A 23295-nucleotide genomic window follows, 5' to 3' on the forward strand; every position below is an offset into this window, starting at 1 on the left:
CTGTTGCTCCAGTGCCGCTCAGGCCCGTTGCTCGCACCCCTTCACGGCAACCACATGGCAAAAAAGGTAAAAATCGCTTCTTGTCACCATCGGGCATCGCCTTGGCGGCATCTGTCACGATGACAGCACAACCACCGATATGCCGGTGGCTCGAAGTGCCTCCAGCTCTTGCCTGTCGCCTCGTCTACCCGCATTCGCGTTGAGCCTGACGCGCACAACTTGGCGGCCGCTCTTTGCTGAAGCGACAACGGCCGATGTGTCGCCCTCTTGGGTGCTCGCGATCGGATAACGGCGCGCCTCACGCCGGGCGAAGTCCAACACAGCAGCCGGGACATCCACGTCGTAGAAAATATCGTCCGCAGCCCGCAATGCCCTCACGGCTCCAAGCGTCAGCATGTCCGCGTCATTTCCAACCCCGATAACCGTCACCGCCTCCGGCGTGCGCGCTTCCGGTTCGCCAGCGATCAACTGCGCAACGTCGTCGGCTCCCGGCCCCCGGTCGAGATGGCGAAGAGCGAAATCGGTAAACCGCCGCCAGAAGCGTCGCTTTTGTTCTAGCGTCTCTCCTAAGCGATCGCTCTCCCTGCGAAGATCGCGCGCTGCGGCTGCCCAGAGCCGGAAACTTTCAGGCAGCAAGCTTTCGACCAGCGAGCGAATGGCCTGTCCGAAAACCGGCGCCGCTCCGTCCGTCGAAATCCCCACGACGAGTGGCGAACGATTGACGATCGCGCCGAACTGAAAATCGCAAAGCGCCGGTCGATCGACCACGTTGACCGGTACGCCGGCAGCGCGAGCTGCAGCCGCAAACGTCGCCGCTTCCGCTTCGTCGGCAAAGGAGCCGACGGCCAGCGCTGCGTTCGCCAAATCCTCCGGCGACCATCCTCGCTGAACAAGAAGAATTTGCCCGCGCGGCGGCGCTTCGGCCAACGCGAAAAATTCCTCGGCAAACGCTTCGGCAAAAACTTCTACCAGCGCGCCCGTCGCCGCCAACAGCTCCGCCTTCCAGAGCGCCGGTTCGCCGCCGCCGATGAGCACGACGCGTTTGCCGTCGAGCTTAAAGAAGACAGGCAGCGTTGCGAGGGGCCCGATACGGGCGCCCTGACGTGTTGAAACCGTCTCTTGGTTGGCGTTCGACATCGATAGAGGCTCGTTTCCGTGCCGCAGCTTCAATGCGGCGACTCTACGAGCTTCGTAACGATCCGAGCCGGAGCGAACAAGCGCCTTCCTGCCAAGATTTGATACGTCAATTGGATTGAAAAGCCCTCAGCGGGAGCAAAAAACTCCCGCTGAATTCGTTAACGTGGCAGGCGGCTTACTGCGAAGCCTGCTTGCTGATGCTCCTGACTTCGTCGGCGGTGATGCGCGACTTCTCGGCTCCGAACCGCGCGGTGATGTAGTTCGACACCGCTGCGATTTCTTCGTCCGTATAGGCGGCGCCGAAGGCGGGCATCTTCACAACCCCGTCCGGCGTGTGCCGCGTCACGCCCCAGACGATCGCCTGAGCGACGTTCCTTGCCGTCGGATCGTTGACCGTCCGGCCGCCGATGAAGTCGGCGTAGGAAAGTACGGCGCTCTTGCCGGTCCAGTTGTGGCACGCAGCGCATGCCCCAGCGAAGACCATGGCACCCCGTTGGTTCTCGCTCATTTCATGGTCGCTTGGGAATGCGGACGCCAGCATCGTCTTCGGAACAGGCAATGAGGTATCGGCGATCGCCGGGATCGTCTTCAGATAGACGACGAGCGCATTGATATCTTCAGGCGCCATATGCCGAAGGCTCATATCGATGGCTTCGCCCATCGGCCCCGAAGCGGTGCCCAAGCCTTCGACGTGGCCATGCGCCAGGAAGTTCGCCGTCGTCTTGATATCCCAGCTGCCGATGCCGGTCGTCTTGTCCTGTGTGATGTTGTAGGCACGCCAGCCCGCAGTCACAGCTCCGGCAAACTTCTTCTTGTTGTCGACCGCTTGCAGCAGATTGCGCGGTGTATGGCATTCGCCGCAGTGCCCGAGCGCCTCCGCAAGATAAGCTCCGCGGTTCCATTCCGCGCTCTGGCCCGGATTCGGGCGATACCGCTGGTCGCTGTTGTAGAACAACGACCAGAACATCATGCCCCAGCGCTGATTGAACGGAAACATCAGCGTGTTTTCCGGCGTCGGTTGATTCACCGGCTTAAGGCTGAACAGATAAGCCTTGATCGCCAGCGCGTCGTCGTCCGTCAGCAGCGTGTAGGACGGATACGGAAACGCCGGATAGAAACGCGAGCCATCCGGCGCAATGCCCTTGTGCAGCGCATTGATGAAGTTGGCGTCCGTCCAGTTACCGATGCCGGTTTCCTTGTCGGGCGTGATATTCGGCGAGTAAAGCGTGCCGAACGGCAGCTTGAACGCTAAGCCGCCCGCGTAAGGCACGCCGCCCTTGGACGTATGGCAAGCTTCGCAGTCGGCAGCACGCGTCAGGTATTCGCCGCGCGTGATGATGTCGGCCTTCGCGAGGCTAGGCGGCACGCCCGTCGGATTTGTGTCCTTGTAGTCGGCCAGCGCCACTGTGCTGCCACCCGCAAACGCTGTCGGACCCGGCACATAGATGATTATGCCGGCGACGATGCACGCGACGGCCGCGAGCGCCAGTAGAACCCAGTAAATGCGTTTCATACAGGCTTTCTCCCGGCCAGCGCCTTGCGATCGATCGGAAGCCGCGTCAGCCGCACGCCCGTTGCTGAAAACAGCGCGTTGACGAGGGAGGCTTGCACGGATGCCGTTCCCGGTTCACCGATCCCACCCGGATGTTCGGTGCTCGGAATGAGATGCACCTCGATCTTCGGCGCTTCGTTGATGCGCAACATGCGATAGTCGTTGAAGTTGCCTTGCTGCACCCGACCGTTCGCAATCGTGATCTCGCCGAAAAGCGCTGCGGTCAGACCGAAAATCATGCCGCCTTGCAGCTGGGCGACGATCGTATCCGGGTTGACGGGAATGCCCGTATCGACAGCCGTGACGAGCCGATGAACGCGGACCTCTCCGCTCTCATCGACCTCCGCTTCGCAGATGGTGGCAAGGTAGGTGCCCCACGCATTCTGCACCGCAACACCTCGGCCCATCCGCGGCGACAAGGGCGCCCCCCAGTTACCCTTTTCGGCAGCGAGCTGAAGCGCAGCTTTAGCGCGCGGATTGTGATCGAGATGCTTTAGCCGAAATGCGACCGGATCGACCTTCTCCTTGAAGGCAATATCGTCGACGAAACTTTCGATCGTGAAGATATTGTTGTTCGGTCCGACACCGCGCCAGAAGCCGGTCGGTACGGCAGGTGGCTCGGCGCGGATATATTCCACCTTGAAATTCGGGAAGTCGTATGGCTGATCGATCGCCGCATCTACCGCGTCGATATCGACGCCGTTCTTGAACGCCGGCGGAAGCCAACGCGCGATAACGGCAGATCCTGTAATGCGATGTGACCAGCCGACGATCTTGCCGTCCTTGACGGTAGCCGAAACCGCATTGTGGTAGACGGGCCGATAGACATCGTGCTGCGTATCTTCTTCACGGCTCCATGTCACCTTGACCGGACCGTCAACGTGGACCGCGACGCGCGCCGCCCTGACGGCCATGTCTTGGTCGAGTCTCCGCCCAAAACCGCCGCCAACATAGAAGTTATGCGCTGTTACTTTCTCGACCGGGAGCCCGACGGCCTTGGCGACGTCTTCCTGCACACGGCCGATGACCTGCGTTCCGATCCAGACTTCGCACGCGTCTTTCGTGTAGTGGACCGTGCAGTTCAGCGGCTCCATCGTCGCATGCGCGAGGAAGGGCAGCTCGTAAACGCCATCGTAGCGCGTTCCGTCCGACAGCGCGGACTTCACATCACCTACGTCCTTCGCGACTGCGCCCTGCCCTGTGCTGGCGGCCCTCAGGGCCTCCCAGATTTGTTCCGAATTGACGTTCGCGTTCGGTCCTTCGTTCCACTTGATATCGAGCGCATCGAGCGCCTGTATCGCGGCCCACGTCGTATCCGCGACCGCCGCGACAAAATCATCCTCGGCAACGAATTGCCGAAAGCCCTTGATCTCTTTCGCCTTCGTATCGTCGACGTGTCCGACCTTTCCGCCGAACACCGGGCACTGCGCGATGGCCGCAAACTTGACGCCTGCCGGCATCGCATCGATACCGTACTTCGAGGCGCCAGTTGTCTTGTCCGGCGTGTCTTTGCGCTTCACCGGCTTGCCGATAAGCGTGTAATCCTTGGCATCCTTGAGCTTCGGATCTGTAACAGGCTTCATCGTGGCCGCCTGCGCCGCGATCGCGCCATAACTGACCTTGCGGTTGCTGGCGTCGTGAATGACTTCGTTGTTCGACGTCCGGCATGACGAAGGGTCGACACCCCATTGTTGCGCAGCCGCTTCGACCAGCATGCCACGCGCCGAGGCGCCCGCTTTGCGCAGCGGATCCCAGAAGGCCCGAACCGACGTCGATCCGCCGGTGGCCTGCACGCCAAAAATTGGATTGATATAGGCCTTGTCCGGCGGCGCGTGCTGCAGAACGACCTTGTTGAAGTCAGCATCCATCTCATCGGCAAGGATCATGGCGACGGTCGTGTAGATGCCCTGCCCCATTTCGACCTGAGGCATGACCAGCGTCACGACATCGTCGTCACCGACGCGAATGAACGCATTGGGCGCAAACGTGTCGCTCGCCGCACGGGCGACGGGCACCCTGAAGCTGACAAGCAGAAAACCAGCGGCACCGGCCTTCAACAGGTCGCGCCGCGAAAGGCCGGGTGTCTCGGCCATGACATTTGTTCGCATGAACGCCTCCCTTACGCCGCAGCGGCTTTTTTGATGGCAGCTCGAATGCGGACATAGGTGCCACAGCGGCAAATATTGCCGGCCATCGCCGCATCGATATCGTCGTCAGTCGGGTTCGGCTTGTGCGCCAGAAGCGCAGCCGCAGACATAATCTGTCCGGACTGGCAATAGCCGCATTGAATGACTTCAAGGTCGAGCCATGCCTTCTGAATTTTAGCACCTGTTTCCGTCGCGCTGACGCCCTCGATGGTCGTGATCGGGCGATCACCGACCGATCCGACCGACAATTGGCATGAGCGAACCGCCTGACCGTCGAGATGGACTGTGCAGGCACCGCATTGCGCGATACCGCAACCGAATTTCGTTCCGGTCATGCCAAGCACGTCGCGCAAGGCCCACAGCAATGGCGTTTCGGGCGAAACGTCCACCTCGTGCGACTGACCATTAACTTGAAGGGTGATCATCGAGAGCTCCCGGCACAAAATGATCGACGTTAGACCGACGACCTTTATCGCAGTCTGAGAAGGCTCTTATATTACTTCTATCATTCCTTCGTTCAATGTCGCGGGAATGTCGGAATTCATGCGATTTCCGACATGCGATATAGTCAAACAACTATATAGAATTGCCGTTTCAGTCCGAATCTCCGATTGCCATCGCAGTCGTCGCTCCGCGATCCGCTCGAGAAAGATATGAGACAATCGCACGCATCACCGGCGGTGCGAACAAGATGTTTCGATGACCGAAACCCTGAAACGGCAGCAACTCCGCTGCGGCGACGTTATTGGCGATCTCTTCAGCCGCCTCGAACGTGACGTCACGGTCATCCCGATCGTGGACGACGAGCGCTTTCGCGCCGATAGCCGGCAAAAGCTTAGTGATCGCGAAACAGCGAAGCGCACGGCCGCCGACGCGTTCCAGCCGATGCTCGAAGGCCTGTTGCCCGCCAAGTGTCAGGCCCCAATGCGCGGAAAAATCGGCGGTGACTTGCAATAGACGGTTCGGACAGGCAATCAACACGAAACGCGAAATATCGAGCTTGCACGGCATCGGCATGCGCCCCTCCGCCGCAACGAGCGAGATCATGCCGCCGAAGGAATGTGCGACGACCGCGCTGATCGGACCAAAATGCGCGGCCACTGCCGCCGTAGCGCGCGCGCAGTCGATCAGGTTCGTCGAATGAGCGCCGCTCAAGCCATGCGCCGGCAAATCGAGCAGGACGACGCGATATCCCGCTCTCCGAATCGGCTCGGCAATCGCGGTCATGAAAGAGGCTTCGGCCGTCCAGCCGTGAACGACGAGAATCGTGCCCCTCGGCACATCGGTGTCTGGATCGAACGTGTACGTTTGAATATTGGCGACCGGCGTCGGAATACGAGCCCAAGACGCATTGCGCAAATGAAACCGCGCCCGCTCGACGAGCTGATAATGATTTGACGCACGATATTGCGATAATACCGGCGTACAAAAAATCCTGAATGCCGTATCGCCCGCAATTCCCGGAGGAAGCGCGGAAAGTCGCTGCCCATTCAGCAATGTCTTGGGAATCCAAATCATCGGTTATCTCTGAATTCCGATATTCAATTCCGCAAGGCGCAGCCTGCGACGATGGTTGATGCACCGTTTATTGCGCCACGTTTGCGCCAAGTCCGCAATTAAGAACCACGAGTTCGATTATCTTGCCAGCCAAGAGATATACGGAAATGCCGCCTATTGCATTTCGCTGGATGGTGCCGCCGCGAACGGGCGGGCCGCCGACCGACGTGAACAATGCAATCCACTCCCGCGAGTTCGATTGACATTAAAATGACAGCACAATTAGTGGTGCTGACGGGCGTTGCGTCTTTGCTGCGCCATCGCAGAGAGGGATACGCTTGCTTTCTCCAGAACAGCTCCATCACCTGTTCCAAACCTATGGCGTCTGGACAGTTGCCTTGATCGTCGCACTCGAAAGCCTAGGTATCCCGCTGCCCGGCGAAGCCGTGCTGATCCTGGCGTCGGTCTATGCCGCAACCCATGACGGCAATATCGCGATGGTCATCGCCGCGGCCACGATCGGCGCTATCGTTGGCGACAACATCGGCTACATGATCGGCCGTGAATTCGGCTATCGCCTCGTTCTGAAATTCGGTGCTTACCTCGGGTTGACCGAAGGACGCATCAAACTCGGACAATACCTTTTCCAGAAGTATGGCGGTACGGTCGTTTTCTTCGGCCGCTTCTTTGCCGTGTTGCGATTTCTTGCCGCGTTCCTCGCCGGCGTCAATCAATTGGCGTGGCCGCGTTTTCTTGTCGCCAACGCTTTGGGAGCACTCGTCTGGGCGAGCATTGTCGGCATCTCTGCCTACACGTTCGGACGGAGCATACACGCGGTTCAGGGGCCGGCAGGAATCATCGGCATCACGATCGCTCTGGTCATCCTGTTTGCGATCTTTATCTATTTGAAACGCCATGAAGCGGAACTTCAGGCCCGGGCGGAAGCTTCTCTTCCAGGACATCTTCCCGGCTTTGAACCCCGCGATTGAGTTGCGTCACCATCTGAACCATCTGAGCAAGATCGCCGTTTGCTGGCACTCTTCAATAAGTGGCAATGGAAACGTCTTCGTTTGGATTGAACCGGCGGTGTAAAAACATGCTGATCGCAGTTTTCGCTGCCAATTTGTCCGCCGTTGCCATACTTAAGCCGCGTCGAGGGCGGTCATGCCGCTGATGCAAGTTTGCTCGGGTTCTGCCCCTAACAATTATCGTCGTATCTCAAAGGCTTATATCTGATGAGAGGATTTCTCCGGGCAGTCGTGGATCAAGTGAAATTGGCGCTCGCCATTCGCTCGCTTTTGCCACCCCGCCCCGAAGACATGGAAGCCCGCGCCGCGGCGCGGGAAGCCAGGTTTCGCAAACTCCTGAACTACGCCAACGAAAACTCACCGTATTATCGCAAGCGGTTTCAGGGCATCGACTTGAATACCTGCGCCATCACAGATCTGCCCACCCTCACGAAGGCGCAGATGATGGAGAACCTCGACGATATCCTGACCGATCGGGCCGTTCGGCGCGAAGGTCTGGAACGCTTCATGTCCGATCCTTCAAACGTCGGCTCGTATTACAAAGACAATTACGCCGTCTGCCATACATCCGGCAGTCAGGGACAGCCGGCAATTATCGTCCAGGACAAACCCGCGATCTTGACGACCTTCGCAGCGCAATTTGCGCGCGGCACACCGGTTTCGCGGCGCTTTCTGCCGTTCCTGCAGAAGCTCTTCAATCCGGCCCGATTTGCGATCATCACGCAGAAACCCGGTTTCTATCCGAGCAGCACGTTCTTCAACTATTTCCCCGAGCGTGCGCGCCGGTACATCAAGTTGCAGCGCCTTTCCGTTTTCGATCCGCCAGAGGTGCTGGTCGAAAAGCTGAATAGCTTTCAGCCGAACTTCATCACCGGCTACACGAGCGCGCTCGAAACGATCACGCATGAACTCCACGCCGGCCGCTTGAAGCTCAACGGCGATCTCCAGCAGATGACGAACATCAGCGAGCCATTGCCGGAAGCCATCGCCCAGCGCGTCGAGAAAGCCTTCGGCGTTCACATCACCAACGTCTACAGCATGGCGGAATGCATGGCTCTGACATGCGGCTGCCAAGCCACGCACGGCAGCCACCTGAACGACGAGCTGGCCTTCCTTGAGATCGTCGATGCTAACAACCGTCCGGTCCCCAAAGGGACCGCGGGAAGCAAAGTGCTGCTTACGAACCTCTACAATCTCGCCCAGCCGATCATCCGCTATGAGATCGACGACGTCGTCACGATCAGCGCAGAGCCTTGCGAATGCGGCAGCCTGCTGCCCTTGGTCAAGGCTGTCGAAGGCCGCGCCAAAGATCAGTTCTGGGTCGACGTCAATGGCGAGATCCGCGACTTGCCGTATTATGTGTTCCTGCTCGCACTCCATACCGAGACCGATCTCGCTGAGCATCAGTTTCTGCAAACCGGCGTCAACAAGTTCGTCTTGCGAGCCGCGCCGCTCGCTGGCCGCACGTTATCCGCCGAAAAACTGCGCGAACTCATTCAGCGGTCGGTGACGGCTGAGGGCCTTGCCGACGTGATTACGTTCGACATCGAAATTGTCGATAAAATTACGCCGGAACACTCGGGCAAAGTTCGCCGCGCCAAGAACGTTTTCGGCCCACCGCCATCGGCGCCCAACCCGGCGCACGAACTAGCAAGCGAGCCCTGAGCTGCAGCGAAACCGCACAAATCGAGAATGCCATCTGACCGGAATGAACGACGTCACTACACGTCGTTCATTCCCGACGTACGGCATTCTCCTGCCGCCGCCACCAAGCTCATCAAATTCGACCCAGATATCCGGCAGACATATTGAATTAAGCCTACTCATCAGAAGTCATAAATTTTCCTAATCAATTCAAGCGTCCGTGGACTACCATTTGTCCCATGGCGCATCGAATAGGGCGCGTGCTTACCACTTACGGCGAGCCGCGTTGCACGAACGTCGAATGCGGCCGCACCGAGAGCGCCGGGCTACTTTCGGAAAGCCTGCATAAGACGAGTACGGACCGAATGTTGAAAAATACAAACTTGCCTTCCACTCTGCAGTCAAATTCCCATCTCAATTCCACACTTGCCCTTCTCGGCGCGACGGCGATTTTTCTGATCGATACATTCACGCCGCTCGATATCGCGGTCGCGGTGCTCTACGTGGCCGTCATCATGCTGTCGGCGACATTCCTCAGCCGCACAGGACTGCTCGCCATCGCTGCCACATGCGTGTTCCTGACGATCTCATCGTTTATTATCGCGCACTGGTCTGATCTGGAATCCAGCGCTCTCATCCGTTGCCTTGTTAGCCTGAGCGCAATCATCGTCACGACGCTGCTGGCGCTTAAAAACAATCAGGCGACCCACGATCTACGCGATCAAGCTGCCCTCCTCGATCTCACCCACGACGCGATCTACGTGCGCGACAACCACGACGTCATCACGTATTGGAACGCTGGCGCGGAACAGCTCTATGGCTGGCCCCGCGAAGACGCGATCGGCAAGGTCGCTATCGACCTGCTGAAATCGAAGTTTCCCAAACCGCTAGCGGAAATCACGAGAGACCTTACGGCCGAAGGTCGTTGGCAGGGCGAAATCACCCATACCAAGCGTGACGGCAGCAGCGTGGTTGTCGCCAGCCGCTGGTCGCAGCAGCGCGACGATAAAGGCCGGCCCGTCGCCACGATGGTCACGAACAACGACATAACCGATCAGCAGCTTGCCGAAACGGCGCTGCACAAAGCAGAGTCCGAACTTGCCCACGTCACACGCTTGACGACGCTCGGCGAACTGATGGCCTCGATCGCCCACGAAGTGAACCAGCCGCTCGCAGCGGTCGTCACGAACGGCGAAGCCGCATTGCGCTGGTTGAAGCGTGATGTCCCTGATCTCACTGAGGTCAATAACTCGCTCGAACGAATGATCAGCAACGGCCGCCGGGCGAGTGACGTCATTGCGCGGCTGCGGGCGCTGACGCGAAAAACCGATCTCATCCGCGCGCCGCTCGACGCCAACGAATTGTTGGAGGATGTCCTGCTCCTCGTTGAACGGGAGCTCATTGCCCGGGACGTTGCCCTGCGGCTGGACCTCGCGGCGACCCCGTTGCCGCTACTCGGAGACCGCGTTCAGCTCCAGCAGGCCGTCATCAATCTGGCATTGAATGCCGTCCAGGCGATGTCGTCTGTCACCGATCGGCCGCGCACCCTCCGCATCTCGACCAGACTCGAACAGGACGACAAGGCAGAACCGCCGCAGAAAAACGCGATTATCGAAATTGCCGACAACGGCCCCGGCATCGATCCGGCTGTTATTAGCAAGCTTTTCACGGCATTCTACACGACGAAGTCCGAAGGCATGGGTATGGGACTATCTATTTGCCGTTCGATCATTGAAAGCCACGGTGGCACGATCGTCGCGACGTCCGAACTCGGACATGGCGCGACGTTCACGATCCACTTGCCAGTCCGGGAGGACGCAGCGTGAAAAGCAACCCTACTTCAGATCGTTCGACCGGCGGCCGCGCCGTCTACGTCGTCGACGACGATCCCGCGCTTCGCGATGCGCTCAGCAGCTTGTTCAGATCCGTCGGCCTGCAAGTTGAGGTGTTCGGCTCCGCCGCAGAATTCCTGGAAAAGAAGCTGCCGGAAATTCCGAGCTGCCTCGTTCTCGATATCCGCTTGCCCGGCGTCAGCGGCTTGGATTTCCAGGCCCAGCTCGCGAAGGCCGGCATTCGGATGCCCGTGATATTCATGACCGGGCATGGTGATATTCCAATGTCCGTCCGCGCCATGAAGGCCGGCGCCATCGACTTCCTGACCAAACCCTTCCGCGATCAGGATATGCTCGACGCCGTCTTTTCGGCGCTGGAGACTGACCGCAAGCAGCTCGAATCCGATCAAAGCATCGCGGATTTATCGGCTCACTACGAAAGCCTGACGGCCCGCGAGAAAGAAGTCATGGCCTACGTCACGAAGGGGCTCATGAATAAACAGATCGCGGGCGAGATGGGTCTAAGCGAGATCACCGTCAAAATCCATCGCGGTCATGTGATGCGCAAAATGGCTGTAAGGTCTCTCGCCGATCTCGTGCGCGCGGCCGAGAAACTGGGGCTCTCAAGCGTCAGCGCCTGACCGCTCCGATTGCACAAATCATCTGTCTTCAAAATAGGGGGCGGCGCCTCGAAGACGGGAGTATTCGAAGGCCTTCGGGGACCAAGGGGGATTGGCTCCGCAGACGACTCGCCGCCCGCCCATAGTTCGTCTAGCCCAAGAAAACGCTTATCGAACCGCGAATTTAGAAGGTCTGCCAAGCATCCCGGACATCCCGCCGGCCATTGAAATTCTGCGCACCGTCACGCCATGCCAAATAGTATAAGAGCATCCCGCAGCGATCGATGCTCAGCCCCTTGGAGCTCATGCTTTGCGCATTCGAACGTGCGGAAACGAAACGGCTACGCTATCAGCATTTGATATGAAGCTGATAGGTGCGCTCGGCACTCCCAAACAGATCCGATCCGGAATGGACGACGAACTCTTTGACGATCTGCGGCGCCTCGCATTGATTTTTCAGCGCCAGGAGCGCCATACGATCACGGGCCAACTGATTATCGGCGTTGATGCCTAAATCCTTCCCGTTCTTGATCGTGACGAGATAGTCGTATTCAGGCGATGGCGATCGCTCGACGCGGAAATTTTCCGACATCGGAAGTCCTGTCTTCACGACGCCGCTGTTGGATGTGCCCGTGCTGGCGCAAGCGGATAGCCCGGCGGAAACAACGAGTGAGCTTAGCTTGATCCAGTCCATAATACGCCCACGCAGGCTCGACGCGTCTCGCCTGATCTGACAAATCCATTCTTGTGGAAGCCCCGACCCAAGGCGCCGGAGCGACGCTCCGGCCTGCCCCGAAGCAAGCCCCCTGAGCTTCACGATCTGGAACGCCATTGTGAACAAAAAACGGAAACGCCGTCGTCCATCCACGATGGCATCAAGTTCCGGTGCCTGTGCACTGCCTGTTATCTCGGGGTGGGGTGAAGCAAGGGTACTGGCGGAGACGGAGGGATTCGAACCCTCGATACGCCTTTAAAGCGTATGACGATTTAGCAAACCGTTGCCTTCAGCCACTCGGCCACGTCTCCCCAAATCAATGGGCAATGGCCCCCTATAGAGGGCACGCCACGGCAATGCAAGACGCGTTGGATGAAGCAGCAAAAGGATACGGCCTTGTCTGGCTACTGCCGCAAAGTCGTCCTAGTCTCTTGGGAGCAATATTGCTCCATCGAAACGGGTACTGGCTGTGAATTATCGGCCATATTTTCTGACGGGCATGGCCCTCCTGGCGCTTTCAGCCGCAGCATCGGCGGGGGCGACGGAACTCTGCGTCAAATGCACCGGCCCCGACGCGAACTACGCTTGCGTTGTAGGCAACACTTCGAACCCGACACTCGACACCGTATCGAAATTCTATTGCATCACGAGCCTCGCTAAAGCTGGCTCGCATGCAAGTTGCGCGATCGATCGTAACGTGACTGCGCCCTGCCCTGGCGAGCGCCGGAACTTGCCGATTCCGGCTTTCCTCAATGGCGGCGACGATGGCGCTCCACCGGGCGACGTTCCCGCAGCGAAGCAGGATCACTCCAGCTTACAGACCCAAGACGCAGCCGCTACCCCGCCGGTCGCCCCGGATGGCGCCGCAGGCGTACCGCCCAAGCCGCCTGTAGAGGACGCGCCCGCCCAGGAAGCGCCGCCGAAGACGGTGCAGGAAATGGTGGAAAAAAGCGGCCTGTCGGCGAGCAACGGCCTCAGCCAGACACAAAAAACTGCTGGCGAAGCCGCAAAATCCGCAAGCACGGCGCTCGAAAAAGCTGGCTCCGCCGTCGGCGGCGCCGCCAAGAGCTCGTGGAAATGCCTCTCGTCGTTTTTCTCAAAGTGCTGAAGCCGATCATAGTGGCTACGCACGGCGCCCGTGAAATGGCCTCAGTGCACTGAAGCCAACCACTCGCGCGCCAACCGCTGCGCCCGCATGATCTCGGCCTTGCTCATGTCGCCAGCAAGTTCCGACCGATAGCGCTTTGCATCGTCGTTGCCGCGGATCGCTGCGATGTTGAACCACTTATGAGCCTGAACAAGATCGATCACTCCGTCACGTCCCGAGCAATAGCTGAGACCGAGTTCGAAAAGAGCGTCCGACTGCTCACCTTGAGCGGCGTACTCCGCAGTCTGGCGGAACAACACGTCCACACGTGCCATAACTGAATACTCCCAAACCTGACCGCCCAAACGGACTTGATGTCGAAGCACGGCCTGTTACGCGCGCCTTCAAATCGCTGACATAAGGCGCAATCGAACAATCTCAGTCCTTGGATGAAATCTCGTAAAAACCCGCACAAAATTACTGTAAATGCCGGGTAAACTTGCTTTATTTCGAGTTATGCGCCGTCACGCGGTGACCCATTTTTTCCACAACATTACGATCGGTGACAGGGCGTTAAGCCGGGTTGCCATCATTTGCTAACCATGCTTGAAAAAAGCCCTCTGACGGCCGGTTACGCGGACGGGGCGCAACGGCGTTCAGATGGGGTTCAGCGAAATGCTGGTAACCATAATATCCGGGCCGTAACCGTGCCCGGACAGCAGGAGGGTTCAAGCTGCCAGGCAGCTTGATGAGGGATAATGGATCACGCGATGGTCTGCCGCGTGCTGGCGGCGACAGCATTGTTGGCGCTCGCGGGTTGCGCCCAGGAAGGCGTGCGCCCGTCTTATCTCGGCCTGTCGGATCTTGCCGGGAACAGCCCTGCTTTGAAGCAGCCGTCGCCCTCGACCGGCGACGTGCCGGATATCCTTCGTCACGTTCAATCGAACAAAGTCCTCGGGGCCATGGCGTTCCAACGCATGACGGGCCGGACGGTCGATCCTGACAGCCTCGTCCGCGGCGACAGCGAGTAAAAAGCTCGCAGTAACAGGCCATCTGAACTGACGAGATTTAGGGCTTCTTGACTGCAAGACCTTTGATCACCGCCGGCCGTGCCTCGATATCGGCGATCCACCGCGCAAGGTTCGCAAACTTGCTGATGTCCTGGTCGAGTGTCTTCCAGTTGTGCATCCATGGAAAACACGCGATGTCGGCGATCGAATACTCGCCCGCGAGATACGGCCTATCGGCGAGCCGTTTGTTCATCACCGAAAACAGCCGCTCGACCTCTTTCTGATAGCGATTGATCGCGTAGGGAATTTTCTCCGGGGCGTAGTGGGCAAAGTGATTGTATTGCCCCGCCATCGGACTAAGACCGCCAACCTGCCAGAACAGCCATTCGTCCACGTCCGCCTTGACACGCTCGTTCGCGGGATAAAACGCATCGAACTTGCGCGCGAGGTGACGCAGGATGGCGCCCGATTCAAAAATCGCGAGCGGATTGCCGTCCGGTCCATCGGGATCGACGATGGCCGGAATCTTGTTGTTCGGCGAAATAGCGAGAAACTCCGGCTCGAACTGCTCGCCCTTGGTCAGATCGACAAACCGCACGTCATACGGCACGCCGAGTTCTTCGAGCATAATCGAAATTTTATATCCATTCGGCGTCGTCCAGAAATAGAGAATGATCGGCTCGTCTTCGAGATCGTCCAGCATCTTCCTCCTCAGGGAACGAGAATGACCGAGCCCGTCGTTCTTCGAGCCTCAAGATCGCGATGAGCATCGGCAGCACGAGCGAGCGGATATCGATGGTTGATCGAGATCCGAATTTTTCCGCTCAGCACCATCTCGAATACGTCTGCGGCGTTTTCTTCCAAATCCTGAGTTGTCGCCGTATAGGCTAAAATCGACGGTCGCGTGGCGAACAGCGAACCTTTAAGCGCCGTGAGCTCAAAAGGGGGTACCGGTCCCGACGCATTGCCGAACGAGGCCCACAAGCCTCTCGGCCTGAGGCAATCGAGTGATCGCGGGAACGTATCCTTGCCGATGGAATCGTAAACGACGTCGCATCCCTTTCCCGCCGTTAACGCTCGAACGCGCTCGACGAAGTCTTCGCGGGCGGTGTTGATCACGTGCATACAGCCGTTTTCGCGGGCCAGTTCCGCTTTCTCATCGCTGCCCACCGTGCCGATCATCGTCGCGCCGAGCGACCGAACCCATTGGCAGGCGATGAGGCCGACGCCTCCTGCCGCAGCGTGAAACAACAGTGTCGTGCTTGCATCGACCCGATAGACGTCGCGAAGCAGGCAACGTACCGTCATCCCTCGAAGCAGCATCCCCGCTGCCGTCTCGTAGTCGATCCCGTCCGGAATTTTGACGAGGCGGTCGGCCCGCACGGTGCGCACCTCCGCGTAGCCGCCGATCGCCCCCGCATAGGCGACACGATCGCCGACCTTCAATCGCGCCACTTCGGGCCCCAAGGCGATCACCTCGCCCGCGCCTTCCGAGCCGATCGTCATCGGATATTCAGGAAGCTTGTAGAGACCACTCCGATGATAGATATCGATGAAATTGACGCCGATGGCGTGCTGACGAAGAAGCGCCTCGCCTGGTCCCGGGACCGGCATTGCGACTTCTTCGTAAACAAGAGCCTCGGGACCTCCGATAGAATGCACGCGGACCGAATGTGGCATCGAATGTTCCTTCCGATCGAACTTGTGGACCAAGTGATGCCGTTTCACAGCGAATCCCGCTAGTGGCTTGGCAAGGGTCACATCTTAGACTGCCCTCTGCCACGAGCCTGCCACGCTGACTTTCTACCCGCAGGGGGCAACGACAACGGAATATATCTTGCGAAGCCCGCCGACTGTGCAGCGCCCCGAAAAGCCGCGTACCGCCTTGATGCTCGTCTTGGCGTCGTTGGCCGTTGGCGGCTGCGCGGGCAACCAGGCCGCTCTCGGCGATCCGGCGCGCGGCCTGAAATGTGTTGATGACAGCCACGTCTGCATCAGCCAACGCAAGATGGTCTACGATTCCTACATGGCGGATTCGACCCGCTCTTGGATCAATCAGCCCGCAGGTCCCCACGAATACGCATCCGGCGTACGCCTCATGGCCCTCAGCAAGAAGCGCAAGGAACTCTCCTGCGCCGAGTTGCAACACGGCAAAGAAGAGGCAGACCGTGGGCCAACCGTGTTGACGGGAGGCGCCTATGTCGGGATTACGTCAACTCAGGTCGCGCGCGGCGCGATGCTGTCCCGTGAAGTCTCGAAAGAACTCGCGAAGGAAATTGCGCGCCGATGCAGGTGAGGCTTGACGCGGCCCGTCGGCTCCCCATTTTGCCGGGAGGGCGTTTACGCCGTGCACGCCAACAAACAATAATAACACCAGCGCGAAAGCTTCAGAATGAGCGTGCATGACTTCGTCGATGCAATCGTCACTTTCGTAAGAGCGAACGAAAACTGGGCCGTGCCCGTCGCGTTCGCCGTAGCCTTTCTCGAAAGCTTCTGCTTTCTGTCCATTCTCTGGCCCGGCACTGCAATTCTCGTTGGAATTTCCGCGCTGCTCGCCAAAAGCGGTGTGGAATTAAGCGTGCTTTGGCCGGCCATCGTGGCAGCAGCCGTGGGCGGATCGTTTGGCTACGCGCTCTCCTATTGGATTGGCCTCTATTTCAAAGATGGCATCCGCGAGATGTGGCCCTTCAATCGCAACCCCGCGATGGTCGAGAGCGGACAGGCGTTCTTCGATAAGTGGGGTGCGCTAAGCGTGTTCTTCGGCCACTTCTTCGGGCCGATCCGGGCGGTCATTCCTGTCGTGGCCGGCATGTACGCTTTGCCGCAGTGGCAATTTCAACTCGCCAATATTGTATCAGCGTTCATTTGGGCGGCCGGCATTATTGCCCCATCCTATTTCGGCTTTGGCTATCTTCTGGGCACAGAATCCCCGCCCCCGACCCCATAACGCAGCCTGAGCTTGCGCGACGCAGCGCGATCCCTTAGAGGAACGCCCAATGCTGCGCTTCGATGCGCGGCCTTCTCATCCACCCCTTTCCTGGCATCGAGGCCGTTTTTCATGTCTAAGACGTCGTTGAAGAATATTCAGAAGCAGAAGAAGAAAGCCCGCCGCACCATCGACCGTCCGGCTCAGTCGCGGATCCAGGGCAACACGGCCGCCGCTCGCAAGCGCCTCAAGAAGCTTTCCGGTATCGCCCGCGCGAAAAAGGCAGTGGCCGCCTAGACATCGGGCCGCCGCTACCTAGCTATACTCCGTCAACGCCGGCGCATCGTGACGACGTGAGCAAGAAGCCTTATGACACCTGCGCTCTATCCGCCGACGGTGACACCGCCGGCGCAGCCTTTGCCGCTGCTTCCCTTCCTGAGGCGTTTCATCCGCAATCCACTGCGGGCAATTCCTCAGGCGGTCTATGAAGAGCCGGTCGTTACCTATGGCAAGAAGCGTCCGCTGCTTGCCTGGGTGACAAACCCGACGCTCATCGAAAACATTCTCGTCAAAAACGCCGAGCAGTTCCCCAAGACGCGCCTCGATCTGCGCGTCCTGCGGCCCATCGTCGGCGACGGCCTGCTGACCGCCCAGAACGAGAGCTGGCGCTGGCAGCGTAAGATTGCGAGCCCGCCGTTCCGTCACGCCGAGCTTTTGACGTATGTGCCGACGATGGTCGACGCGGCCGACGAATGCATCGCGCAATGGCGTCAGCGCGGTTCTGCGCCGTTCACGACCGACGTCGAAGCCGCCATGACCGATGCGACGTTCGCCGTCGTAGCGCGCACCGTCCTCGCCGGCATCAACACCGCCGAGGGCGATCGCATCAAGGCTTCGAGCCGTTCCTATCTCGATCCGATATCGTGGGAAGTTGCCGCGTCGATGCTGCAATATCCCGAAACCTATTGGCATCCCGGCAAAGCCCGCATGCGTCGTTCCGCAGACGAGCTGAGGGCAATCATGCGCCGCCTCGTCGCGCATCGCCGTAGTGGCGGAGCATCAGGCAACGATCTTGTCGCCCGCATGCTGGCTGCAAAAGATCCCGACACCGGCCAACCGATGTCCGACGACATGCTCGCCGACAATCTGGCAACCTTCCTGTTTGCCGGACATGAGACGACCGCGAAGGCCCTAACCTGGACACTCTATCTTCTCGCCCGTGCGCCCGAGTGGCAGGACCGTCTTCGCGACGAAATTTCGGCCGTCGCAAGTTCGTCGCCGATCACGCCTGAAACCGTCACCAAATTGCCGACCGTGTCGCGCGTGCTGAAAGAGGCGATGCGCCTCTATCCGCCGGCTCCTGTCATGACGCGCGTCACGGCAGCGGAGATGGACATCGGCGGCAAGACGCTGCCGAAATCGACACTGATCGTCATGCCGATCTTCATCATCCATCGCCATCACGCATTGTGGGAAGACCCCAATCGCTTCGATCCGGATCGCTTTCTTCCCGAGAAGGAAGCTCGGTATGCGCGCACCCAATTCATGCCCTTTGGCTATGGTCAGCGCATTTGCATCGGCTCGTCGTTCGCGATCCTCGAAGCGACCGCCATCCTGGCAACGCTTCTGCGCCACGCCCGTTTCGAATGGGACGGCAGGCTCGCGCCAGAACCCGTCAGCCGCGTAACGCTCCGGCCGAAAGGCGGCATGCCGCTGACCGTCCGCCCACTGTGAAGTTGCTCCACGCGGGCACCAGCGACGTTAGGAAAGCATTTACTCCGCGTTAGCGAAGTCCAAATTTTACTGTCGCAATTGCAGGCTTGGCGTGAGCGCGGCTGAAAACAGTCAGTGCTATGATTTGTCGCATCATAAGAACCGCCTCCAAGGAGAGGCCAATGACGATGACAAAAATAGCCTACCTGATCGCAGCAATCGCACCGGGCGGACTGATCCTACTGGCGTGCCTCGGCATCGCTCACGTCGCAATGACCGGCCTGAAAGACAGAAGGGCCAGACTGGCCCTTCAAAGGGTGCCGGTCAAAGCCGGACGTTAAATCCCGAGCTTGCCTTTCAGGATCTCGTTGACAGCGGCCGGGTTCGCCTTGCCGCCAGTCGACTTCATCACCTGACCGACGAACCAGCCGAGCATCGAGGGCTTTGCCTTCGCCTGCTCAACCTTGTCGGGGTTGGCTGCAATGATGGCATCGACGGCCTTCTCGATGGCGCCCGTGTCCGTCACCTGCTTCATGCCACGCTTTTCGACGATCTCCGCCGGATCGCCACCCTCGGTCCATACGATCTCGAACAAATCCTTCGCGATCTTGCCCGAGATGGCGTTGGAGCCGATCAAATCGACGATGCCGCCGAGTTGCGCCGCCGAGACGGGGCTTTCCTCGATCGGCTTGCCTTCCTTGTTCAAGCGCCCGAACAGCTCATTGATAACCCAGTTGGCAGCGAGCTTGCCGTCGCGGCCCTTGGCAACCGTCTCGAAGTAATCGGCCGATGACCGCTCGGCGACGAGCACGTCCGCGTCGTAGCCCGACAACCCGAAGCTCTTCATGAAGCGCGCACGCTTCTCATCGGGAAGCTCCGGCAGCCCCGTTTTCAAATCGTCAACGAAACCTTGTGTCAGCTCCAGCGGCAGCAGATCGGGATCGGGGAAATAGCGATAGTCGTGCGCTTCTTCCTTCGAACGCATCGACCGCGTTTCGCCTTTGCCGGAATCGAACAGTCGCGTTTCCTGATCGATCTTGCCGCCATCTTCGATGATGTCGATCTGACGGCGCGCTTCGTACTCGATCGCCTGGCCGATGAAGCGGATCGAATTGACGTTCTTGATCTCGCAGCGCGTTCCGAGCTCGTCGCCCGGCTTCCTCACCGACACGTTGACGTCGGCGCGCAGGTTGCCCTTCTCCATGTCGCCGTCGGACGTGCCGAGGTAACGCAGAATGGTACGCAGCTTCGTGATGTAAGCCTGCGCCTGCTTCGACGAACGAAGATCTGGCCGCGAGACGATCTCCATCAGCGCGACGCCTGAGCGGTTGAGATCGACGTAGGAATAATCCGGATGCTGGTCGTGCAGCGACTTGCCCGCATCCTGTTCGAGATGCAGACGCTCAACTCCGATCTTCAGCATCTCGCCATCCACTTCGATCTCGATCGCTCCTTCGCCAACGATCGGCTGCTTGAACTGCGAGATCTGATAGCCCTGCGGCAAATCCGGATAGAAGTAGTTCTTGCGGTCGAACACGCTCTTCAGATTGATCTGAGCCTTGAGACCCAATCCCGTGCGGATCGCCTGCGCCACGCATTCGCGATTGATGACCGGCAGCATGCCGGGCATCGCCGCATCGACGAGCGACACATGGCTGTTCGGATCCGCGCCGAAGCCGGTCGAAGCGCCAGAAAACAGTTTCGACTTTGAGGCGACCTGGGCGTGGACTTCCATGCCGATCACCACTTCCCAGTCGCCGGTCGCGCCTGCGATGAAGTTTTTCGCCTTCGGCTTTTCAGCGACCTTCTGAGAACTCATTTTCCGCCTCCAGTCCGGGCCTTCATGGCGTAGCCGATAGCTGCATAGATAAAGCCGAAAATAAGGGACACGATGAACACACCCGCCGCAGCCCGGCCCAGGTTTGGCGCGTCCCAGATGCGCAGCAACGTCACGATGTAAAGCAGTGCCGCGCCGGCCGCCGCGCCGCCAAATCCGGCGATCAAAATCTTGGATTTATCATCAGCGCGCTGGCCGAGCATATACGCCACGATGATCGTTGCCGGATTGAAGATGCCGTAAAGCAGAACCTCTGTCAGCGGCACGTCCGGCTGAAAGTCAGGCCCCACCGTTTGCCCCCGGCTTGTCACTGCTGTCTTGCACCTGACGAAGCTTCTCTTCCTCGTACTGCACGAACCAACCGATCATGTTGCGCCACTGGGCGCCGACCATCTCGATCATCTCAGGCGGCATCCCCTTTTCGGCGGCCCGCGCTTTGACCCGATCGATGACCTGTTGAATGCGCCACTGAACGACGGCGCCTTCCCGCGTCGACATCTTGAGTTGCCACGCCCTGTCGACGTAGCCGTAGCGCTCGGTGATCAGATCGACGAGCGCATTATCGATCCGATCAATCTCGCTGCGCACCTGGGACATGTCTGCGCATTCCCACGGACGTTTTGGGTCCATGATCTTAGCCCTTCATCCACCATGCGTCCGGCACGGCAAACCGTCCGGCAGCGTCTTCAATAACCTGTGCGGTCCGAAACAGCGTTTCCTCGTCGAACGGCTTGCCGATGAGCTGCAGCCCAAGCGGCGTGCCCTGCGAGGAAAGTCCGCCCGGAATGGACATGCCCGGCAGACCGGCCATGTTCACCGTCACAGTAAATATGTCCTCTAGATACATCGCCAAGGGATCGCCAGACTTTTCGCCGAATGCGAACGCGGGCGACGGCGTCGTCGGCGTCAGCACGACATCGACCGAATTCCAAGCGTCGTCGAAGTCCTTCTTGATGAGAGTGCGGACCTTCTGCGCCTTGAGATAATAGGCGTCGTAATAGCCCGCAGAGAGCACATACGTGCCGATCAGGATGCGGCGGCGCACTTCCTTGCCGAAACCGGCAGCGCGCGTCTTCTCGTACGTGTCGATCAGATTGTCGCCGCTAACGCGCAGGCCGTACCGCATACCGTCATAACGCGCGAGGTTCGACGAGCATTCCGCGGGCGCCACGATGTAATACGCGGGCAGCGCATATTTCGTGTGCGGCAGTGAGATGTCATGGATCGTCGCTCCGGCCGATTTCAGCCACGCGATGCCATCGTCCCAGAGCTTCTGAATTTCGGCCGACATGCCATCGACGCGATACTCTTTCGGAATGCCGACGCGCAGGCCTTTGACGCCCTTGCCAAGCGCCGCCTCGTAATCGGGAACCGGCGCATCGACCGACGTTGTATCCTTCGGATCGTGGCTCGCCATGGCTTTCAGCATCATGGCACTGTCGCGAACCGTCTTTGCGATCGGCCCGGCCTGATCGAGCGACGAGGCAAACGCCACGATGCCCCAGCGCGAGCAGCGGCCGTACGTCGGCTTGATGCCCACCGTACCCGTTAGCGCTGCGGGCTGGCGGATCGAACCGCCCGTATCCGTTGCCGTTGCCGCCAGGCAAAGGTTGGCCGCAACCGCCGACGACGAACCGCCCGACGAGCCACCGGGAACGAGCTTATCGGCCGACGTCTTGCCGTCCGAGCCTTTGCGCCGCCACGGGTTGACGACGTTGCCGAACGCGCTCGTCTCGTTCGACGATCCCATCGCAAACTCGTCGTTGTTGAGCTTGCCGAGCATGACCGCACCGGCGTCCCACAAATTCTGCCCGACCGTCGACTCATACGTCGGCTTGAAATCGTCGAGGATTTTCGAGCATGCCGTGGTGCGTATGCCGTTCGTGCAGAACAGATCCTTGTTGCCGATCGGCAAGCCTTCAAGCGGACGCGCATTGCCTGCTGCGATCCGATTGTCGCTTTCTTTCGCCTGTGCGCGCGCGTGTTCCGGCGTCGGCAAGACGTAAGCATTCAGGGCGCCATTGCCCTTGTCGATTGCCGACAGAAAGGCATCCGTCAGCTCAAGCGCCGTGAATGACTTCTTCTGAAGTCCGTCGCGGGCTTCAGCCATGGTGAGTTTGGTAAGATCGGTCACCGCTCGACTTTCCCTTTCAAACCTTTGCAGCGCTCATAAACCAGCGCCTCCGTTCCGCTTCTGACCTCGATGCGGTCGGCATCCAGACGCGTGAACGTCACCGTCTGTGCGTATTCTTCTGCGCCTTCTGAGCACTGCATCTTGCCCTCGAAGACGTTCGACTTCACTTCGCGTAGCGCTGCAAAATTGCAGCCGCCTTCCCAACTTCCCGTTCCTTCACGCGTCAACGTCAGCGGATAGGTCGCGATGTTCGGCGCATCCTTGCCGTTCTGGATATCCTCGAGTTTCTTGCATCCGGTTGTCGGCGAGTAGGTCCCGTCGCCGACGAACGCAGCGTCAAGCTTCGTTTCCTCAGCCTGCGCCATCCCGGGAGCCAGCATCACTGCTGCAACAGCAAGCAACGCGTGAAACATTCG

General features: G+C 59.3%; 25 protein-coding genes and 1 tRNA gene. 11 read left to right on the forward strand and 15 right to left on the reverse strand.

Annotated features, from left to right (window positions below; translation table 11 throughout):
- Positions 1-114 precede the first annotated feature (114 nt).
- The 5 genes from RLW55_RS19255 to RLW55_RS19275 form a co-directional block, all read right to left on the reverse strand.
- Positions 115-1137, reverse strand: a complete 1023-nt coding sequence (locus RLW55_RS19255) for an NAD(P)-dependent oxidoreductase (RefSeq protein WP_423415101.1) — start codon at positions 1135-1137, stop codon at positions 115-117.
- 175 nt (positions 1138-1312) lie between these two features.
- Positions 1313-2650, reverse strand: a complete 1338-nt coding sequence (locus RLW55_RS19260; protein WP_423415102.1) for a cytochrome c — start codon at positions 2648-2650, stop codon at positions 1313-1315.
- Positions 2647-4797, reverse strand: coding sequence for a molybdopterin cofactor-binding domain-containing protein (locus RLW55_RS19265; RefSeq protein WP_423415103.1), 2151 nt, complete (start codon positions 4795-4797; stop codon positions 2647-2649). Before RLW55_RS19265 ends, RLW55_RS19260 begins: the two co-directional genes overlap by 4 nt.
- Before the next feature lie 11 nt (positions 4798-4808).
- Entirely contained in the window at positions 4809-5261 is a 453-nt protein-coding gene (locus tag RLW55_RS19270; RefSeq protein WP_013946796.1) for a (2Fe-2S)-binding protein, read from the reverse strand.
- Positions 5262-5430: 169 nt separating this feature from the next.
- On the reverse strand, positions 5431-6354 hold the full coding sequence (locus tag RLW55_RS19275; protein ID WP_409562744.1) for an alpha/beta hydrolase: 924 nt from the start codon (positions 6352-6354) through the stop codon (positions 5431-5433).
- Positions 6355-6671: 317 nt separating this feature from the next.
- Between RLW55_RS19275 and RLW55_RS19280 the strand changes: the two genes are divergently transcribed.
- The 4 genes from RLW55_RS19280 (at position 6672) to RLW55_RS19295 (ending at position 11478) form a co-directional block, all read left to right on the forward strand.
- Positions 6672-7322 (forward strand): DedA family protein, encoded by a 651-nt coding sequence (locus RLW55_RS19280; RefSeq protein WP_409562743.1) that lies wholly within the window; start codon positions 6672-6674, stop codon positions 7320-7322.
- Positions 7323-7592: 270 nt separating this feature from the next.
- Positions 7593-9026 carry a phenylacetate--CoA ligase family protein gene (locus RLW55_RS19285; protein ID WP_423415104.1) on the forward strand — a complete coding sequence of 478 codons (1434 nt, stop codon included), beginning with the start codon at positions 7593-7595 and terminating at the stop codon, positions 9024-9026.
- Positions 9027-9370: 344 nt separating this feature from the next.
- Positions 9371-10831, forward strand: a complete 1461-nt coding sequence (locus RLW55_RS19290) for a two-component system sensor histidine kinase NtrB (RefSeq protein ID WP_423415105.1) — start codon at positions 9371-9373, stop codon at positions 10829-10831.
- Positions 10828-11478, forward strand: a complete 651-nt coding sequence (locus RLW55_RS19295) for a response regulator transcription factor (RefSeq protein WP_409562740.1) — start codon at positions 10828-10830, stop codon at positions 11476-11478. Before RLW55_RS19290 ends, RLW55_RS19295 begins: the two co-directional genes overlap by 4 nt.
- Before the next feature lie 328 nt (positions 11479-11806).
- Here RLW55_RS19295 and RLW55_RS19300 read toward each other — a convergent pair whose 3' ends face one another.
- The gene (locus tag RLW55_RS19300; protein WP_024275563.1) at positions 11807-12151 is read right to left on the reverse strand and encodes a hypothetical protein; all 345 of its coding nucleotides are present in this window, start codon (positions 12149-12151) and stop codon (positions 11807-11809) included.
- Between the two features lie 239 nt (positions 12152-12390).
- Positions 12391-12483 (reverse strand) — tRNA-Ser (locus tag RLW55_RS19305).
- A gap of 158 nt (positions 12484-12641) precedes the next feature.
- Here RLW55_RS19305 and RLW55_RS19310 point away from each other — a divergent pair.
- Entirely contained in the window at positions 12642-13280 is a 639-nt protein-coding gene (locus RLW55_RS19310) for a hypothetical protein (RefSeq protein ID WP_423415106.1), read from the forward strand.
- 41 nt (positions 13281-13321) lie between these two features.
- Here RLW55_RS19310 and RLW55_RS19315 read toward each other — a convergent pair whose 3' ends face one another.
- Entirely contained in the window at positions 13322-13594 is a 273-nt protein-coding gene (locus RLW55_RS19315) for a sel1 repeat family protein (RefSeq protein WP_013946786.1), read from the reverse strand.
- A gap of 423 nt (positions 13595-14017) precedes the next feature.
- On the opposite strand from RLW55_RS19315, the gene RLW55_RS19320 reads away from it, so the two are divergent.
- Positions 14018-14290, forward strand: a complete 273-nt coding sequence (locus RLW55_RS19320; protein ID WP_013946785.1) for a hypothetical protein — start codon at positions 14018-14020, stop codon at positions 14288-14290.
- Positions 14291-14327: 37 nt separating this feature from the next.
- On the opposite strand, the gene RLW55_RS19325 is transcribed toward RLW55_RS19320, so the two are convergent.
- A complete protein-coding gene (locus tag RLW55_RS19325; protein ID WP_423415107.1) occupies positions 14328-14972 on the reverse strand; it encodes a glutathione S-transferase family protein in 645 nt (214 codons plus the stop codon).
- A gap of 8 nt (positions 14973-14980) precedes the next feature.
- Positions 14981-15949: a quinone oxidoreductase family protein gene (locus tag RLW55_RS19330; protein ID WP_423415108.1), complete on the reverse strand. Its 969-nt coding sequence runs from the start codon at positions 15947-15949 to the stop codon at positions 14981-14983.
- Positions 15950-16106: 157 nt separating this feature from the next.
- Between RLW55_RS19330 and RLW55_RS19335 the strand changes: the two genes are divergently transcribed.
- The 5 genes from RLW55_RS19335 (at position 16107) to RLW55_RS19355 (ending at position 19249) form a co-directional block, all read left to right on the forward strand.
- The gene (locus RLW55_RS19335) at positions 16107-16565 is read left to right on the forward strand and encodes a hypothetical protein (protein ID WP_414462120.1); all 459 of its coding nucleotides are present in this window, start codon (positions 16107-16109) and stop codon (positions 16563-16565) included.
- Positions 16566-16661: 96 nt separating this feature from the next.
- On the forward strand, positions 16662-17216 hold the full coding sequence (locus RLW55_RS19340) for a DedA family protein (RefSeq protein WP_414462119.1): 555 nt from the start codon (positions 16662-16664) through the stop codon (positions 17214-17216).
- Positions 17217-17327: 111 nt separating this feature from the next.
- On the forward strand, positions 17328-17492 hold the full coding sequence (locus RLW55_RS19345) for a hypothetical protein (RefSeq protein ID WP_013946780.1): 165 nt from the start codon (positions 17328-17330) through the stop codon (positions 17490-17492).
- 72 nt (positions 17493-17564) lie between these two features.
- Entirely contained in the window at positions 17565-18929 is a 1365-nt protein-coding gene (locus tag RLW55_RS19350) for a cytochrome P450 (protein WP_423415109.1), read from the forward strand.
- Positions 18930-19090: 161 nt separating this feature from the next.
- Positions 19091-19249, forward strand: coding sequence for a hypothetical protein (locus RLW55_RS19355; protein WP_409562629.1), 159 nt, complete (start codon positions 19091-19093; stop codon positions 19247-19249).
- On the opposite strand, the gene gatB is transcribed toward RLW55_RS19355, so the two are convergent.
- Genes gatB through RLW55_RS19380 form a run of 5 tightly spaced genes read right to left on the reverse strand, consistent with a single transcriptional unit; the run spans position 19246 to position 23292 of the window.
- Positions 19246-20727 carry an Asp-tRNA(Asn)/Glu-tRNA(Gln) amidotransferase subunit GatB gene (gatB, locus tag RLW55_RS19360; RefSeq protein ID WP_423415110.1) on the reverse strand — a complete coding sequence of 494 codons (1482 nt, stop codon included), beginning with the start codon at positions 20725-20727 and terminating at the stop codon, positions 19246-19248. The genes RLW55_RS19355 and gatB overlap by 4 nt on opposite strands.
- Complete coding sequence (locus RLW55_RS19365) at positions 20724-21035, reverse strand: hypothetical protein (RefSeq protein ID WP_409562627.1); 312 nt, start codon at positions 21033-21035, stop codon at positions 20724-20726. The genes gatB and RLW55_RS19365 overlap by 4 nt, the downstream gene beginning before the upstream one ends.
- A complete protein-coding gene (locus RLW55_RS19370; protein WP_409562626.1) occupies positions 21025-21375 on the reverse strand; it encodes a chorismate mutase in 351 nt (116 codons plus the stop codon). The genes RLW55_RS19365 and RLW55_RS19370 overlap by 11 nt, the downstream gene beginning before the upstream one ends.
- A 4-nt stretch (positions 21376-21379) precedes the next feature.
- Positions 21380-22879, reverse strand: coding sequence for an Asp-tRNA(Asn)/Glu-tRNA(Gln) amidotransferase subunit GatA (gatA, locus tag RLW55_RS19375; RefSeq protein ID WP_423415111.1), 1500 nt, complete (start codon positions 22877-22879; stop codon positions 21380-21382).
- A complete protein-coding gene (locus RLW55_RS19380) occupies positions 22876-23292 on the reverse strand; it encodes a hypothetical protein (RefSeq protein ID WP_414462115.1) in 417 nt (138 codons plus the stop codon). Before RLW55_RS19380 ends, gatA begins: the two co-directional genes overlap by 4 nt.
- Positions 23293-23295: the final 3 nt, after the last annotated feature.

This window comes from Hyphomicrobium sp. B1 (genome assembly GCF_049532635.1).
Taxonomy (GTDB): Bacteria; Pseudomonadota; Alphaproteobacteria; order Rhizobiales; family Hyphomicrobiaceae; genus Hyphomicrobium_B.

Coding starts and splice junctions, on each gene's coding strand:
- RLW55_RS19315 (WP_013946786.1), bottom strand. CDS start 13,594: ATGGCACGTGTGGACGTGTTGTTCCGCCAGACTGCGGAGTACGCCGCT.
- RLW55_RS19330 (WP_423415108.1), bottom strand. CDS start 15,949: ATGCCACATTCGGTCCGCGTGCATTCTATCGGAGGTCCCGAGGCTCTT.
- RLW55_RS19325 (WP_423415107.1), bottom strand. CDS start 14,972: ATGCTGGACGATCTCGAAGACGAGCCGATCATTCTCTATTTCTGGACG.
- RLW55_RS19290 (WP_423415105.1), top strand. CDS start 9,371: ATGTTGAAAAATACAAACTTGCCTTCCACTCTGCAGTCAAATTCCCAT.
- RLW55_RS19340 (WP_414462119.1), top strand. CDS start 16,662: ATGAGCGTGCATGACTTCGTCGATGCAATCGTCACTTTCGTAAGAGCG.
- RLW55_RS19370 (WP_409562626.1), bottom strand. CDS start 21,375: ATGGACCCAAAACGTCCGTGGGAATGCGCAGACATGTCCCAGGTGCGC.
- RLW55_RS19265 (WP_423415103.1), bottom strand. CDS start 4,797: ATGCGAACAAATGTCATGGCCGAGACACCCGGCCTTTCGCGGCGCGAC.
- RLW55_RS19255 (WP_423415101.1), bottom strand. CDS start 1,137: ATGTCGAACGCCAACCAAGAGACGGTTTCAACACGTCAGGGCGCCCGT.
- RLW55_RS19355 (WP_409562629.1), top strand. CDS start 19,091: ATGACGATGACAAAAATAGCCTACCTGATCGCAGCAATCGCACCGGGC.
- RLW55_RS19320 (WP_013946785.1), top strand. CDS start 14,018: ATGGATCACGCGATGGTCTGCCGCGTGCTGGCGGCGACAGCATTGTTG.
- RLW55_RS19270 (WP_013946796.1), bottom strand. CDS start 5,261: ATGATCACCCTTCAAGTTAATGGTCAGTCGCACGAGGTGGACGTTTCG.
- RLW55_RS19275 (WP_409562744.1), bottom strand. CDS start 6,354: ATGATTTGGATTCCCAAGACATTGCTGAATGGGCAGCGACTTTCCGCG.
- gatB (WP_423415110.1), bottom strand. CDS start 20,727: ATGAGTTCTCAGAAGGTCGCTGAAAAGCCGAAGGCGAAAAACTTCATC.
- RLW55_RS19260 (WP_423415102.1), bottom strand. CDS start 2,650: ATGAAACGCATTTACTGGGTTCTACTGGCGCTCGCGGCCGTCGCGTGC.
- RLW55_RS19300 (WP_024275563.1), bottom strand. CDS start 12,151: ATGGACTGGATCAAGCTAAGCTCACTCGTTGTTTCCGCCGGGCTATCC.
- RLW55_RS19345 (WP_013946780.1), top strand. CDS start 17,328: ATGTCTAAGACGTCGTTGAAGAATATTCAGAAGCAGAAGAAGAAAGCC.
- RLW55_RS19380 (WP_414462115.1), bottom strand. CDS start 23,292: ATGTTTCACGCGTTGCTTGCTGTTGCAGCAGTGATGCTGGCTCCCGGG.
- RLW55_RS19350 (WP_423415109.1), top strand. CDS start 17,565: ATGACACCTGCGCTCTATCCGCCGACGGTGACACCGCCGGCGCAGCCT.